Origin of the sequence: Chryseobacterium sp. Leaf404, assembly GCF_001424145.1 — a bacterium.
GTDB lineage: Bacteria > Bacteroidota > Bacteroidia > Flavobacteriales > Weeksellaceae > Chryseobacterium.
Map to the genome: position 1 here is coordinate 440,151 of NZ_LMQM01000010.1, position 15,297 is coordinate 455,447.

The following is a 15,297-nucleotide window of genomic DNA, read 5'->3' on the forward strand; positions in this document are numbered from 1 at the left end:
TTATTTTTTCCAATTAATTTCCGGCAAAAGTTTTTACATTTTCCACAAAACTCATTTCAGGATTTAAAATCTCAAGAATTAAATTCTGTATAGAAACCATTGCGTTCTGCAATTCTCCCTGAGCAAATTCCAGTGCCACTACTCCTTTTTTGGCATCAGCAAAACTCCAGATTCCTGTTTGCATTGGCAGTCCCCAAAATTCAGGAAGACTTTGAACAACGTACTGGTAAAGACAAAGTTGCATTGCCTGTTTCCGGTCGCTGTTCTGGAAATAATCATCCTGATTCAGTTCATCAATTTTGATCGTCAGATTTTTTGTTTTTGCGGTTTTGTAATCAATGATTCTGATGGTTCCGTTGAGCTGATCAATACGGTCAATATACCCATAAAAAGAGATTTTATCCGTTAACTCTTCATCAATATAAAAATCTACATTTTCAAATTTTCTTTCGATGTCGATAATTTTCAGTTCGTTTCCATTTTTAATCAGATCCAGGTCGACATTTAAAACAGATTCAATCACCTTTTTAGCGATGGCTCTGTGTATAAAATTCATCCCCTTTTCGTAAAATTCCGGCTGGTGTTTCAACTTTTCAATGGCTCCGTCAATGTAATGATCAATTGCTTGAATTGATTTTTGTAAATCACTTTCCTTTAAAACTTTACCTTTGAATACTTCATAAATATCCTGAAGTGAATAATGAACCAAATTTCCGTAATTTCTTACAGAAAGTTCTTCTTCAATTTCGTCTGTTTCAGATGTATTTAAAATTTTAGAAGTGTAAAAATCAACAGGATTATAAAGATAGCTCGTTAAATGTGAAGCTGAAACCCTCTCTTTCCAGCTCTGAAGTTTCTGCATTACAGCTTCAGTTTTTTGGATTTCAATCGGTTCTGTTTTTATTGGCTCACTAGTGTTTTCTATGATTAAATGCTCGATGTGATGACTGCTTTCCATCTCGATTTGCGTGATAAAACGGCTTTTTTCACCTGTATTCACACCAGAACTTAAAGCATTGTAAAGCAAATGCACATTCTCAGCATCTTGAATCAAGCGGTAAAAATGATAGGCATAAATACTGTCATTTTCAAGATATGTATGAAGCTCAAAATGCCTTCTGATGTCAAAAGGAATGTAGGTGTTCTGAGAATTTCCGAGTGGAAGTTTTCCTTCGTTTACCGATAAGAGAATGACGTTTTTAAAGTTGAGCAAACGTGTTTCCAAAAGTCCCATTACCTGAAGGCCTTTCAGAGGTTCACCCTGAAAATCAATACTTTCTGTGTTGATATGCTGATTGATCAAAACCTCGAGCGTTTCCATTTTAATATCAAACTGATACGGAAGAATCTGGTTTTTCAAAAGCCTGAAAGCATTTTCGAAATGAGAAATATTTTCGTACTGAATATCGTCAATTTCCAGCCATTTCAAACCGACACAAAAGTCTGTCAATAAATCAAGATATATCTGAGCCGAATCGGCTTTCAGCAAAAGTTTAAAATAAGAAAGCTCAGAAAGTAGCTCTGAAAAAAGGTTTCTCGAGGTATAAACGATATTCCTCTCCTCTATTTTTGATTTAAAATTTGAGATAATCTTCTCGTCAGATTCCGACGCAGGAAGTTCTTCAAGAATGGGGTAAATATCTCTGTAATAGTAAGTTGTTTTATTCTTCTCAAGCTGTTTCTGAAGATAAAAAAGTTGTTTTATAGCATTGGAAAAAGACAGGTTTTTTAACGGAAAACCCATTGTGATATTCAGATGATCCACAGCATGCATTACATCAAGACTTGCTGGCAAAAGATTTTCATCCAAAAGCACAACGACAGTGTCAGAGTAGTCGGCATCAAGGCTTTCTCTAAAGATTTCAGGCAAAATTTTGGTCTGCGTGATATTCCCCGAAACTTCGTAAACTTTAATGTTTTTTGGCTGGTTAAAATCATTTTCAATCCATGTAAATTCACGGCTGTCATTGAATTCTTTCCATGTTTTGTGATCTCTCAGAAATTTCCCTGCTTCCTGTCTTTCATCGTCGAAATAATATCTGTCTCCCTGAAAATAACACTGCGCTTTGTCCCACTGCAAAAGGTTTCTTACCAGTTTTTCTTCGACGGGTGTAAAAGCATTGAATCCGCAGAAAACAAATTTTCTATCCGTCTCTGTGGCATATTTTTGAATTTTTTCCGTCGCTATTTCATGAATCATTCCCGAAGTTGCCCAGTTTTTTTCAAGCAACGCGTATTTCAGAGCCGGCAAATAAATATTCATGTTCCTCCAGAAGTTCAGGAACTTTTTTCTTGGAACCTCATCCTGATCCCCCAAATCCTGAGCCCATTCTTTGATGCGTTCTTCATCAAACATGTACTGCAAAACTGCAGTGTCGGAATCTGAAAATTTCAGAATGTCATCCCAGTCTTTCTGTAATGTCGGAAACCACTTCAGAAAGTCTGAAAAACTATCCTGCGGAATAAGATTAAGTTTTCTGTAAACATCATAGGAAAACAACCACAGAGAAATCCCCTGAATGGGCTGCTGGTCAACGATATCCACAATAAGATCTTCCACCGTAAAAAAATCCGGCAAAAAACCGGAATATTTTTTTTCTTCGAGAATCTGGCGGATGAAAACTATCGGCCTTTTCCCCGGCAATACAATGCTGAATTTTGAAAGATCGCTTTCCTGAGCCAGCAGTTCATCGATTATTTTATTAAGAAACTTCAATGTGAGCGGTATTTGTCTAGTTTTTTAAGTTCTTCAGCAACTGTTTTATTATAAAAGAGCTGTTTCTCCTCATCAATTCCATGATTACTTTCTTTGTCGTAAAGGCGCTGAAAACGCTTATATTCTGCTAAATTAGACTTGTAAATTTCTTCAAACTTAGTTTGATAATCTTTTGAATTTTTAATTTCGTCAAATATTTTCTTCCGTAATATTCTTCCGTAAAGTTCTGCAATATCAAAATGAAGCTGTTCGTGATTTAAAGTCCATTCGCCAGTAATTCCATCCACTTTCCATGATTTTTGTACATCAAAAAAAACTAAAACTTTGATAGTTACTGGTGCTTTTGGATCTGTAGTAGTTTCGGCTTTATAGCCCATACCTACATTGGCAAATGCAACAACACTGCTGTCTTTATCTTTATTATTATCGCTTTGAAAATCCTCCCACGTAAGCTTCCTCCCTTCACTCCAGTAGATTTTCTGAGCTGAAATAAAGACAAAGGATATTAAAAGTAAAAAAGCTGAAAATCTATATTTCATTATTGAACTACAATTGTTTTTGTTATGAACGTGTTATCGCCGGTACTGAATTTGAAATTATATTTCCCTGCGACCTTCGGAGCAAAATTGATCTGATTGTAAGTTTTAAAAGTTCCCGAACCACAATTGGCATTGGTTTTAAACTTATAAGCAGTAATAGTTCTGTCAAAATCTGCGGTGTGAGCGTAATCGTAACCATAAAAGCCTTCGCATTGTTGTGTAAATTTCTGATATGTTCTGATGCTCTGTACATCAAAAACGCTCATGGTATCGCTTACAATAGCCACGCTGTCAATTTTAACTTTCTCCACTGACTGGATGGTTTCATAATCCTCATTATCATTACAGGATGTAAAAACTAAGCCAGAAAGAATGGCGATAAAGCCTATGTTGAGTAGATTTTTCATTGCATTAAATTTTATTTAGATATTTTAAATTTTCATCAAAAATTATTCCTTATGATATCCAAATCAAGAATTAAAATTACCTTTTGATAAATAAACTACTTTTTTAGTGTCGTAAAATTCTTCATCAAAATAATTTTTCAGATTAAAAATTTCACACTTCAATCCGGCAAGCTCTTCAGCAAGCTCTCCACCCTTCAGATATAGAACTCCGTTGTGTTTTTGGTTGATCTGTTCTTTTTCAAATTTTCCTTTCAGCCAACGAAGAAATTCCGGCATCTGAGTCACTGCTCTGCTGACCACAAAATGGAATTTTTCTTTCAGCTTCTCAGCTCTACCGTGAATGGCTGTTACATTGGTCAGTCCTACGCCTTCAGCTACTGCGTTTACCACAGTAATCTTCTTACCAATAGAATCAATCAGCGTAAACTGAGTTTCCGGAAACAGAATTGCCAAAGGAATTCCGGGAAAACCGCCGCCGGTGCCGATGTCTAAAACTTTCGTTCCGGGAGCAAATTCCATCACTTTTGCAATTCCCAAAGAGTGTAGAATGTGCTTTTCATAAAGCGATTCCATATCCTTCCGGGAAATTACGTTTATTTTTTCGTTCCATTCTCCATACAAACCTTCGAGTTTAGCAAACTGGGCTTTCTGAACATCCGTGAGATCGGGAAAATATTTTAATAATAACGCTGTAGACATCTTAAATAGTATATTTGAGCAAAAGTAAAGTTTTTCCTGTCCTGAATCAAGCTTTGAAACAGATTAATCTCTTTCTATTCTGTTTTTGGATTTTGACAGAATCAAAGAAAGTGCTGCATCTAAATTCTTTGTTTTTTTTACTTTATCAAGGCTGATTTTGCTGGTGTAGCCATCTTTCAACTGTACAGTCATGTTTCCTTCCTTTGAATTGATGTTCATACTGTTGATTTCATCCGGAGTAAAACGGTATTCCGCCCAAAGCTTTCTGAATTCCTTTTCGCTGATGTCCTTGTTGGATTTAGGTAAAAAACTGTACGTATTTTTTGTCTTTTTAATTTGAATTAAATTAAACTGATGGTCATTTTCAGTATCATTAATCTGAACCACAAGCCCCGGTAAACCTGAAAATTTGTAAGGCCCGTCGCTCACCGGATATTCTTTACTGAACCATGCTGTCCAGCTTCTTCCTCTGTAATCTGCAGTCGCTTTCTGACAGTTGATATCTCCGATTTTTTTAAACTCATTCTGAACTTTCCACACCGGAAATTTTTCTTCATTGATAACGAGATTTGCAGTCTGAAATTTATCGTAAAATTTTATGCTCTTCGGAGAATATGTTTTGTGAATGGTGTACGTAAGGTTTCTGTCGAAATTTTTGAATTCGGAAAGTACTTTAGAATCTTTTGTAGCGGCATAGACAGAATCTTTTTCAAATTTTGCGGCGTTGTAGAAATAAGATTCTTTTCCATCAGTATCGAGATTCATATAGTCTGTAACCAAAGAATCTCTGGAAGCAACATCTGGACGGAATTTATACTCATAAACGAATCTGTAGTTTTGTCCGGCAAGCGTTGCTGCTGCGAGTAGAAAAAGAAGCCTTATCATTTTTTTAAATTTTCTCAAAAATAAATAAAAAATCTCTTGTTTACGTGATATTTTACTGGTAAAAAACATTTATAACAAGCTAAATTCTCAAACATCAGCTGTATTTTAATTTTTAATTAAGGTCATAATTTATATATTTGTTCGAAAGACAAAAAGATTCATGAATAAACTATCAGATAGAGTAAACAGACTGGGTTACTCACAGACTTTTGTGATGTCTAACAAGGCAAGAGAGATGAAAGCCGAAGGCATAGATGTTATAAGCTTAACTTTAGGTGAACCGGATTTTGATGTTCCCGACAATATCAAACAGGCTGCTTTTGATGCCATCAACGAAAATTACAGCCACTATTCTCCCGTTCCTGGATTTTTAGAATTGCGTCAGGCGATTTCAGATAAATTAAAAAGAGACAATAAATTAGAATATAAACCTTCACAAATTTGCGTGTCAAATGGTGCAAAACAGGCCATCATCAACGTTTTGGCAGCAATCGTAAATGATGGGGATGAAGTAATTCTTCCTACACCTTACTGGGTAAGCTACGACGAAATGGTAAAAATGATGGGTGGAAATTCTGTAATGCTTCCAACTTCTTATGTTACCGATTTTAAAATCACTGCAGAACAGCTTGAAGAGGCTATAAATGATAAAACAAAAGCCGTTCTTTTCAGTTCGCCCTGTAATCCCTCAGGAGGTTATTACACGTACGATGAATTGAAATCTTTGGCAAAAGTGATTGCGAAATATCCTCACGTTACTGTCATTTCAGACGAGATTTATGAATACATAAATTATGAGACTAAAACGACATCCATCGCACAGTTTCCTGAAGTGTACGAACAAACCGCAGTAATCAACGGTATGTCCAAAGCTTTTGCAATGACTGGCTGGAGAATCGGTTATTCAGCGTGCCCGGAATGGCTGGCAAAAGCCTGCGAAAAAGTACAGGGACAAATGACGAGCGGAGCGAATACCGTTGCTCAAAGAGCTTCAATTGTAGCTTTAAAAACAGATCCTTCAGAATATAAATACATGATCGATGCTTTCGAGCAGAGAAGAAATCTGATGTTTGAACTGATGAAAGAAATCAAAGGTTTCAAGGTTCTTTTGCCTAAAGCAGCATTCTATTTCTTCCCTGATATCTCTTATTACATCGGAAAAACTTTGAACGGAACTGAAATAAATGATGCAGACGATTTTGCAATGTTCCTGCTTGAAAATGCTCACGTAGGCTGCGTCGGTGGGGTATCTTTCGGAAGCCCTGAATGCATTAGATTTTCTTATGCAGCTTCAGAGGAAGAATTGAGAGAAGCCATGAAAAGAATTAAAGAAACTTTAGAAAAATACAGTTAAAAAAGAACACAGGTTTGCAAGATGAATTTATTTAAAAAACTGACCATTACTACAAGCATTGCTGCTGCAAGTTTTTGTGGTTATGCGCAGGCACAGGATTTCCAGTGGAAGGAAGCAAAATCTAACGGTTACACCTATAAATACGTGACCAACGATCCTACTTCCGCAAGATATTATACCTTAAAAAATGGTTTAACGGTTATTTTAAGTCCGACCAATAAGGAGCCGAGAATCCAGACTTACATTGCTACAAAAGCAGGAAGCAAAACCGATCCGGCTGACCACACAGGTTTGGCGCATTACCTTGAGCACATGCTTTTCAAAGGAACAGACAAGTTTGGTTCTAAAGACTGGGCAAAAGAAAAGCCTTTGCTTGATCAGATTGATGCTTTGTACGAACAATACAATCAAACAAAAGACGAAGCCAAGAGAAAAGAGATTTACAAAAACATTGATAAAGTTTCCGGAGAGGCAGCAAAATATGCCATCGCCAACGAATACGATAAAATGATGGCTTCTATGGGTGGCGACGGCACAAACGCCTTCACATCTGTAGAGCAAACGGTGTACACAGAAGATATTCCTGCGAATGCGGTTGATAAATTTCTGGTATTGCAGGGCGAGAGATTCAGAGAACCGATCCTGAGGCTTTTCCATACTGAGCTTGAAGCTGTTTATGAAGAGAAAAACAGAGCGTTGGATGACGATGACGATAAATCTTATGAAGCATTCTTTGCAGCCATTTTCCCGAACAACAATTACGGAAAACAGACTACAATCGGAACGGTTGAGCACCTGAAAAATCCTTCACTAAAGGCGATCAGAGAATATTACAATAATTATTATGTTCCCAATAATATGGGAATCATTATGTCAGGAGATTTTAATCCTGATGAAATTATTGCCAAAATCGACAAGGCTTTTTCTTACATGAAGCAAAAGGCAGTTCCCAATTATGTTGTCGGACAGGAAAAAGCGATCACTAATCCCGTTACCAGAGAAGTTTTTGGCCCGAATCCTGAAAGTTTGCTGATGGGTTTCAGATTTCCGGGCGCAACAACCAAAGATGCTAGAATGCTGAATCTTGTGGGAAGTATGCTGACTAACGGACAGGCAGGATTGATTGATTTAAATTTAGTTAAGAAACAAAAACTCCTTGGAGCAAGTGCTTTCCCTTATGTTTTAAAAGATTATTCCACTTTATTATTGAGCGGAAGACCTACGGAAGGTCAGTCTTTGGATGAAGTGAAAAATTTGCTTCTCCAACAGATTGAAAAGCTTAGAAAAGGAGATTTCTCTGAAGATTTGATCCAGTCTATCGTTAACAACGAAAAGAAAAGCATCATTCAGCGGGATGAAAAATATTCTTCAAGAGCCGATATTCTGATGAGCGAATTCACCTCGGAAATTGACCATAAAGTTGCTTTGGAATACGTGAAAGAAATTTCTGAAATAACTAAAAAAGATATTATGGATTTTGCTTCAAAATATCTTCAGAACAATAATTACGTAGCGATTTATAAACGAAAAGGCGAAGACAAAAACATCGCTAAAGTAGAAAAACCAACCATCACTCCGGTTTCGGTGAACAGAGAAGATCAGTCTCCGTTCCTGAAAAAGATTGATGCAATGCCTGAAAATGCTATCTCCCCAATCTGGCTGAATTTCGACAAAGACATAACGAAAAACAAACTGGGAACAGTTGATGTTCTTTCCGTTAAAAACAATGATAATGCATTATTCAGAATGTATTACTATTTCGAGGCTGGGAAATGGAGCAATAAAATGTTGCCTTTGGCAGCAGAATATCTTCAGTATTTGGGAACTAAAAATAAATCTTCAGAAGATATCAGTAAGGAGTTTTACAAACTGGCTTCCAGCTTTAACGTTGGTGCCGGAAATGAAACGACCTATATTTCAATTGAAGGTTTAAATGAAAACTTTGAGAAAACAGCAGCGCTTTTTGAAGATCTAATTAAAAACTGTCAGGCAGATCAGGTAGCTTTGGAAGCTTACAAAGTCCGTCTGAGAAAGGCAAGAGACAATGCCAAGCAGAACAAAGGATCGATCATGGCTGGATTAAGAAGCTATGCACAGTACGGTGCTCAGAATCCCTTCAATAATGTTTTGAGCGATACTGAACTGGATGCTTTGAAGGCCGAAGATTTGGTTAAGATCCTGAAAGATTTATTTACATTCAGGCATAAAGTTCTTTATTACGGGCCAAAAACCGGAACTGAAGTGACTGCATCTTTAAAACCTATCCATCCGGTGGCATCAGATTTAAAGGATATGCCGAAGTCCAAGACATTTACCCAAATTTCATCCGACAAAAACAAAGTTCTGTTTTCAGATTTTGATATGGTTCAGGCTGAAGTTTTCTGGGTGAAAAACGGTGAGCCATACAATCCGACTGTAACCCCGACTGCTCAGCTCTTCAATAATTATTTCGGAAGCGGAATGGGTTCTATTGTGTTTCAGACAATCAGAGAGTCTAAAGCTTTGGCGTACTCAAGCTATTCTGCCTACTCGATGCCTTCCAAAAAAGAAGATAAAAGTTCGGTAATTGCTTATGTGGGAACGCAGGCTGATAAATTTAATGATGCAACGGTCGCTATGAACGAATTGCTGAATGAACTTCCGAAATCTGATCAGTTGGTAGAAACAGCAAAAAATTCTTTAAGAAAATCGATTGCTGCTGAAAGAGTTACTCAGGACGGAATCATTTTTAATTATCTTGCCGCCCAAAGACTCGGAAACAATTTTGACATGAGAAAAAATGTCTACGATCAGTCTCCGAAACTTAATTTTACGGATCTCAACAATTTCCACAATAAAGAAATGAAAAATAAGAATTACACATATTGCATTGTGGCATCGAAAGATAAAGTGAAGGAAGAGGATATGAAGAAATTAGGCGAAGTGAAAAAGCTAAGCCTTACAGAAATCTTCGGATATTAAAACGAAATCAGCTCTCAAATTTGAGAGCTTTTTTTTATCGAAACCCAAAACAATTATAGATTTTATTTATTGGATAGTTTGAATTCAATAGACGAAAAGCAATATATTTGCACAAGAAAAATTTAAATAAAAACAAGAAAATTATGTCTTTAGTAGGAAAAAAATTCCCAAATGTAACGATTGACGCAATGTCTGAAATGGGTGATGATTTAAGAATCAATGTATTTCAGGAAGCTGCAGAAAACCAACAGAAAGTTCTTTTATTCTGGTACCCGAAAGATTTCACTTTTGTCTGCCCGACTGAGCTTCACGCTTTCCAGGAAGCTTTACCTGAATTCGAAAAGAGAAATACTAAAGTAATCGGTGCTTCTTGTGATACAAACGAAGTTCATTTCGCTTGGTTAAATGTATCAAAAGACAACGGTGGTATTGAAGGAGTAACTTACCCGCTTTTGGCTGATACTCACAGACAGTTGGCAAATCTTCTTGATATTGTAGATCAGGATCTTGATTTTGACGAAGAAGGAAATGAAGTTTTCACAGGTTCTAACGTAACTTACAGAGCTACTTACCTTATTGATGAGACCGGAAAAGTATTCCACGAAGCAGTGAACGATATGCCTTTGGGAAGAAATGTAAAAGAATTCTTAAGAATGATCGATGCTTACACTCACGTTCAGAAGCACGGTGAAGTTTGCCCTGCCAACTGGGAAGAAGGAAAAGATGCTATGAAAGCAGACAGAACTTCCACTGCTGAGTATTTAGCTAAAAATTAAAAATTTTAATGTAACAGTGTAACAATCCAGCAATGTAACAATACAATACCATGCGATAATATTGGTAAACCGGTACACTGTTATATTGTTACATTGTTAAATTTTATCCTAAAATTTGACTTATGTATACAGAATTAGCGGAAGATACGTTGCAAAACATTGTAAGCGATAACGAAAAAGTTGTGGTACAATACGGAGCTACATGGTGCGGAAACTGCAGAATTATGAAGCCGAAATTCAAAAAATTAGCTTCTGAGAATGATGCAATTCCTTTTTTATATGTGGATGCAGAGAAACTTCCTGAAAGCAGAAAACTGGCTAAAGTTGACAATTTGCCAACCTTTGCCATCTTCAAAAACGGAGATCTGGTCAATCAGGTGCAATCCAACAAAGCTGAAAGTTTAATTGAATTATTCAACGAACTTTAATTACAATGAAACTACCGATTATAAGACAGTTTTTTCAGACTCAGACTCCTGAAAATTTAGAAAAAACTTTGGAAGTTCTTGAGAGCTTTACAGAATTCAGAGGAACCACTGAAGAAGATATGAATGTCGCCGGAGAATTGATCACCAATATTTGCGGCGCTTTGGAAGTACACGCCAACGTACAAAACGGAATGAGCGAGAAAGATGCCTTAAACTCTTTTGCACAAAAGGTTTTGGGATCTATTGATAAATAAATTTTAGTTTAAAAACTAAAAAAACACTGCCCCTGAAAGATGAAACTTTCAGGGGCAGTTTGTTTAAATTCATTATCAATTTTACTTCTTCAAACACTTCTCCAGAAACTGATCCTGTTCCCAAAGCAGATGCAGAATGTTTTCTTTGGCAACATATCCGTGCGCTTCTTTAGGTAAAAGAACCATTTTCACCGGTGCTCCAAGGTTTTTCAAAGCCTGAAAGTACCTTTCCGTCTGCAAAGTAAATGTTCCGGGATTGTTGTCTGCATCACCGTGAATCAGCAACAGCGGAGTTTTCATTTTGTCGGCATTCATAAAAGGAGACATTCCGTTGTAAATTTCAGGTACGTCCCAGTAATTTCTCTGTTCGCTCTGGAAACCAAACGGCGTCAAAGTTCTGTTGTACGCACCGCTTCTGGCAATTCCGCAGGCGTAATCTTTGGAGTGCGTCAGAAGATTCGCCGTCATGAACGCTCCGTAAGAATGTCCGCCCACAGCCACTTTTGTTCTGTCGATGTAGCCTAACTGATCTACGGCATCAATTGCCGCTTTTCCGTTGGCAACCAACTGCGTGATGAAAGTATCGTTCGGCTCCGTTTTTCCTTCTCCAATGATTGGGAATGCAGCATCATCCAAAACCGCATATCCTTTTGCCGTCCAGTAAACAAACGAACCGTAATAAGGGAACGTAAAATCGTTCGGGTTTTGTGTGTTCTGCCCTGCTGTATTTTTATCTTTATATTCTGTTGGGTATGCCCAAATCAGCAACGGTAGCTTTTCCTTCTTTGCTTTTCTGTCGTAGTTGGCAGGCAGATAAAGCGTTCCCGTCAAAGTAACACCGTCATTTCTTTTGTATGTAATCACTTCCTTGTACACATCTTTAATGCTTTCAAAAGGATTGGCAAACTGCGTTACCGGTTCAGATTTATTGGATTTAATGTTCTTCTTAAAATAATTCGGATAGGAACTTGCCGACTGCTGTATCGTTAAAACATCACCTTTTTTAGGATCAATAATATCGATGATTTCTTCCTTGGCATTTTTCAGATTTGAGGTGTAAAGTCTTTTCTTTTTTAAAGATTTCATATCCAGCTCATCCACAAAAAGATGCTGACCGTCTTTCGTAAAACCCGCCCCAATAAGGTAAGCCTTCTCCCCTTTCATATTCACAACGTATCTTCCAAAATCATTTTTGGTCGTGTTGAAACTTCCCGGATCACTGTAAACATCCTGATAATTCCGGTCTTCGATCACCTGAGATTTTCCGGTGTTCAGGTCGATCAGATAAGATTTTGTATTTCTGGTATCGTACCAGCCTTCCAAAACAATAGCGTAATGATCGTTGGTCCAGCTTATTCCTTCGTAGCGCTGTTTTGTTTTGAAGAATGACTTCGGAGTTCCGTTAAAAGGAGCATCCAAAGTGAAAACTTCATCTCTGAAATCTACAGTTTTAGACTGATCACCACCATCCAAAGCTTCGGCGTAAACCAAAGTTGCAGGCATATCGCTTCTCCAGCTCATGTCTCTTTTCCCCATTCTTACAGAGGAGAAACCTTTAGGCATAATTTCATTTAGAGGAATCTCATTGACCACTTTTACTACATTTCCACTCGCATCGTAGACAGTTGAAGTCATCGGAAAACGGTTCAATGGAACGATGTAGGAATAAGGTCTTTTTATGGTAGTTGCCATCAGATATTTGCCGTCCGGAGAATAAGACAGACCGGCATACAGATCTTTTTCTTTGAATTTTTTCTGATTTCCGTTCAGGTCTGTATGATACAGTTCAGAGCTCATCAGGTTGTCAAAATTCTTTTCATCCTGAGGATTTTTAAGCAAATCCTGATATGTTCTGTTTTGCGAAACTTTTCCGTCTGCAGTAGAAACAATCGGGCCTGTCGGTAAATCTTTTGAAGCATCGATCAGTTTCGGACGGTTTGCCGGAAGTACTTTTAAAAGGAAACTCTGAGAATCCTTCATCCACGTGTAAGGCGAACCATAATTGGCATTCAGATTATCCTGACTGATTTTTTTTGCTGTTGTTGTTTCCAAATCGATTACCCAAAGTTCTACCCCTTTGTCGGTGGTGTTGGTAAAGGCCATTTTCTTTTCATCCGGCGAAAAACTTGTATTGGTAATCTTCGGATTTTGAGGCAGACCTTTTACCTGAACTTCCGTTTTATCATTCATCTTCCGTACTTTCAGATTGTTGATGTACGTGACTGAACTTGAAATATTGGTTACCGGATTAATTCTCAAACCGCCCAGTTTCATTTCCTGCTGATTGAGATCGTCAAGCGTTTTGTACGTTGGTCTGTACACAAAAACAACCCAGTCTTTCTTTGAATTAGTCAGAACGCTCGGTGGTCTGTCATAATCTGCCAGCTGCAAAATCTCCGCAGAAGGCTTTTGATAGCCGATGTTTTCCTGCGCTTCATAAAAATTCAGAAAAGCCAGCAAACAGATGGTTAATTTAATCTTCATATTCTAATTGATTTTTGACGAAATTAATGAAAAATAGTTTTTAAGGAATACAAGTAAATAAATTTCGATCATTGAATTGACGAACTAAAATTAGTTTTTGGCTTCAGGATTAAAAATAATTAATGAAGTATTGGATAAATTAACTAAAAACTAATATTTAAAACAATTTAAAATCTTTAGGTTTGTTTCAAGTTTCCATCACTATTTTCGGATAAAAGAATATTATTTCTGAAAGAAATATGAACAATCTCCGAAAAGATTTTATATTAGTAAAAGCTTTGTTCCAGATATTAAACATTGTTATAAATTCTGATGACGAAAAAATCTTTTTATTATATTTTAAAATTATGATATACCAAAAGTTTTATAATGTTTAGATTTGTATATTTGAAAACGTAATAAGTGAGTAAATATTAATTATCAAATATTAGCCAAAGTAGATCAAATATGAATAAACCTAACGATGAAAAAGAATTTTTAGAATGGATTAAAGGAGAGCTTGGATTTCACATTGATGATAAATATAAATACTATTTTAATACAGTTGTTAATAAAATAAAGAAAGATTTTGAGGATTCGGCATTTTGGACTAATTTAATCGGTAGATTAAGAGAATTGAACGATGAGTATTTATTGAGCAAGGGTGTGACCTTATTAATCCCTGAAAATATCCCAAAAATATACACAAAATCCTTAGACTCCTTAATCATTAAGGCTTACAGAAAAAATATTCTAAATAATAAAAACTTTCCCGATGAACCTTTAGGTGGATGGATTACTCCAGATAATTGGTTTGAAAAAGTTTCTGATATTATCAGAACAACAATTACCGTAAAATATCTGGATGGCGTTGAATTTATAATAAATAAATTAGCAGATTTTTCGAAAGATAATAATTTGGAATTTGAGAGTTCTTTTGAAGCTCGTGAGGAAGGATATTATGCAGCTCATAGTAATTTACATTTTGAATTTGATATTCCAGATATTAGTTTTGCAGCTACTTCTAAAAAAATGAAAATAGAACTTCAAGTCACAACTCAAATTCAAGAAATAATTAAATCTTTATTACACAAACACTATGAACAAAATAGAAAAAAGGAAAAACCTATTGATTATAAATGGCAATGGGATTATAAAAGTGAAGAATTTGTTCCAAATTATTTAGGTCATATTGTCCATTATGTTGAAGGAATGATAATTGAAATTAGAGATAAAAAAGATAAAATATAACAATGAGTAAAATAGTTAGTGATTATTTAGAAAATTTGCCATTTACAAAAGTATTAAAGGATAGAGTTAATCATATATTAGAATTAAATTTAAAAGTTTTTGAATTTGAATTGGAAGATATATTAATTTCGGAATACAAAAATCAAGAGGGGGTAAACATATACACATCTCTATGGATATTTACTGAAGAGTTTAGTATAGAATGTAAGAATTTCCTTTACACATATGATTTTGATTTAACTCCTATGAGCAAGGGAATTAATTATTGTTCAATTTCATTTGAAAACTATAACTTAGAGGAGACTAATGATGGTTCAAAAGTAAATATAAGCGCTCAGTTTTCCGATGCTGTACATGGTAGTATTGTTGCAACGGGTATAAATTGTAAATATGCATATAATATATATAAAAAATATTTCATACCTGCATTAAAGAAAAAATGTTCATAAATCTTACGCAAGGCTTTAGAAAAATTAATATTTGATTGCATAACAAAATAGAAACTTTGCTTCGCTTTTAGAGGGGTAAGTTTAGCAAAAACCTGCCCACCAGCAGGTTTTTTGC

General features: G+C 36.0%; 13 protein-coding genes. 7 read left to right on the top strand and 6 right to left on the bottom strand.

All coding sequences use genetic code 11. From position 1 onward, the window contains the following. Nucleotides 1–13: 13 nt before the first annotated feature. The 5 genes from ASG31_RS07780 to ASG31_RS07800 all read right to left on the bottom strand — a co-directional run bounded on the left by ASG31_RS07780 (nt 14) and on the right by ASG31_RS07800 (nt 5,246). Entirely contained in the window at nt 14–2,716 is a 2,703-nt protein-coding gene (locus ASG31_RS07780) for a PD-(D/E)XK nuclease family protein (RefSeq protein ID WP_056030217.1), read from the bottom strand. After that, nucleotides 2,713–3,255 carry a hypothetical protein gene (locus ASG31_RS07785; RefSeq protein WP_056030220.1) on the bottom strand — a complete coding sequence of 181 codons (543 nt, stop codon included), beginning with the start codon at nt 3,253–3,255 and terminating at the stop codon, nt 2,713–2,715. The genes ASG31_RS07780 and ASG31_RS07785 overlap by 4 nt, the downstream gene beginning before the upstream one ends. Continuing rightward, nucleotides 3,255–3,662, bottom strand: coding sequence for a hypothetical protein (locus tag ASG31_RS07790; protein ID WP_056030223.1), 408 nt, complete (start codon nt 3,660–3,662; stop codon nt 3,255–3,257). Before ASG31_RS07790 ends, ASG31_RS07785 begins: the two co-directional genes overlap by 1 nt. A 63-nt stretch (nt 3,663–3,725) precedes the next feature. After that, entirely contained in the window at nt 3,726–4,361 is a 636-nt protein-coding gene (rsmG, locus tag ASG31_RS07795) for a 16S rRNA (guanine(527)-N(7))-methyltransferase RsmG (protein WP_056030226.1), read from the bottom strand. Nucleotides 4,362–4,424: 63 nt separating this feature from the next. Then, nucleotides 4,425–5,246 (bottom strand): GLPGLI family protein, encoded by an 822-nt coding sequence (locus ASG31_RS07800; protein WP_157844451.1) that lies wholly within the window; start codon nt 5,244–5,246, stop codon nt 4,425–4,427. A 160-nt stretch (nt 5,247–5,406) separates the two neighbouring features. Here ASG31_RS07800 and ASG31_RS07805 point away from each other — a divergent pair, with 160 nt between their 5' ends. From ASG31_RS07805 to ASG31_RS07825, 5 genes are all read left to right on the top strand, one after another. After that, complete coding sequence (locus tag ASG31_RS07805; protein ID WP_056030232.1) at nt 5,407–6,600, top strand: pyridoxal phosphate-dependent aminotransferase; 1,194 nt, start codon at nt 5,407–5,409, stop codon at nt 6,598–6,600. Between the two features lie 21 nt (nt 6,601–6,621). Then, nucleotides 6,622–9,561, top strand: a complete 2,940-nt coding sequence (locus ASG31_RS07810; protein WP_056030235.1) for a M16 family metallopeptidase — start codon at nt 6,622–6,624, stop codon at nt 9,559–9,561. Nucleotides 9,562–9,704: 143 nt separating this feature from the next. Further along, nucleotides 9,705–10,337, top strand: coding sequence for a peroxiredoxin (locus ASG31_RS07815; RefSeq protein WP_056030238.1), 633 nt, complete (start codon nt 9,705–9,707; stop codon nt 10,335–10,337). A gap of 122 nt (nt 10,338–10,459) precedes the next feature. Next, nucleotides 10,460–10,765 (top strand): thioredoxin family protein, encoded by a 306-nt coding sequence (locus tag ASG31_RS07820; protein WP_056030241.1) that lies wholly within the window; start codon nt 10,460–10,462, stop codon nt 10,763–10,765. Nucleotides 10,766–10,770: 5 nt separating this feature from the next. After that, nucleotides 10,771–11,019 carry a DUF6952 family protein gene (locus tag ASG31_RS07825; protein WP_056030244.1) on the top strand — a complete coding sequence of 83 codons (249 nt, stop codon included), beginning with the start codon at nt 10,771–10,773 and terminating at the stop codon, nt 11,017–11,019. 81 nt (nt 11,020–11,100) lie between these two features. Here the strand turns inward: ASG31_RS07825 and ASG31_RS07830 are convergent, their stop codons facing one another. After that, complete coding sequence (locus ASG31_RS07830; RefSeq protein ID WP_056030247.1) at nt 11,101–13,503, bottom strand: alpha/beta hydrolase family protein; 2,403 nt, start codon at nt 13,501–13,503, stop codon at nt 11,101–11,103. A gap of 447 nt (nt 13,504–13,950) precedes the next feature. On the opposite strand from ASG31_RS07830, the gene ASG31_RS07835 reads away from it, so the two are divergent. Continuing rightward, a complete protein-coding gene (locus tag ASG31_RS07835) occupies nt 13,951–14,733 on the top strand; it encodes a hypothetical protein (protein ID WP_056030250.1) in 783 nt (260 codons plus the stop codon). Nucleotides 14,734–14,735: 2 nt separating this feature from the next. Further along, on the top strand, nt 14,736–15,182 hold the full coding sequence (locus ASG31_RS07840) for a hypothetical protein (protein WP_056030253.1): 447 nt from the start codon (nt 14,736–14,738) through the stop codon (nt 15,180–15,182). The last annotated feature ends 115 nt before the right edge of the window (nt 15,183–15,297 follow it).

Coding starts and splice junctions, on each gene's coding strand:
- ASG31_RS07800 (WP_157844451.1), bottom strand. CDS start 5,246: ATGATAAGGCTTCTTTTTCTACTCGCAGCAGCAACGCTTGCCGGACAA.
- ASG31_RS07805 (WP_056030232.1), top strand. CDS start 5,407: ATGAATAAACTATCAGATAGAGTAAACAGACTGGGTTACTCACAGACT.
- rsmG (WP_056030226.1), bottom strand. CDS start 4,361: ATGTCTACAGCGTTATTATTAAAATATTTTCCCGATCTCACGGATGTT.
- ASG31_RS07825 (WP_056030244.1), top strand. CDS start 10,771: ATGAAACTACCGATTATAAGACAGTTTTTTCAGACTCAGACTCCTGAA.
- ASG31_RS07815 (WP_056030238.1), top strand. CDS start 9,705: ATGTCTTTAGTAGGAAAAAAATTCCCAAATGTAACGATTGACGCAATG.
- ASG31_RS07810 (WP_056030235.1), top strand. CDS start 6,622: ATGAATTTATTTAAAAAACTGACCATTACTACAAGCATTGCTGCTGCA.
- ASG31_RS07785 (WP_056030220.1), bottom strand. CDS start 3,255: ATGAAATATAGATTTTCAGCTTTTTTACTTTTAATATCCTTTGTCTTT.
- ASG31_RS07790 (WP_056030223.1), bottom strand. CDS start 3,662: ATGAAAAATCTACTCAACATAGGCTTTATCGCCATTCTTTCTGGCTTA.
- ASG31_RS07830 (WP_056030247.1), bottom strand. CDS start 13,503: ATGAAGATTAAATTAACCATCTGTTTGCTGGCTTTTCTGAATTTTTAT.
- ASG31_RS07835 (WP_056030250.1), top strand. CDS start 13,951: ATGAATAAACCTAACGATGAAAAAGAATTTTTAGAATGGATTAAAGGA.
- ASG31_RS07840 (WP_056030253.1), top strand. CDS start 14,736: ATGAGTAAAATAGTTAGTGATTATTTAGAAAATTTGCCATTTACAAAA.
- ASG31_RS07820 (WP_056030241.1), top strand. CDS start 10,460: ATGTATACAGAATTAGCGGAAGATACGTTGCAAAACATTGTAAGCGAT.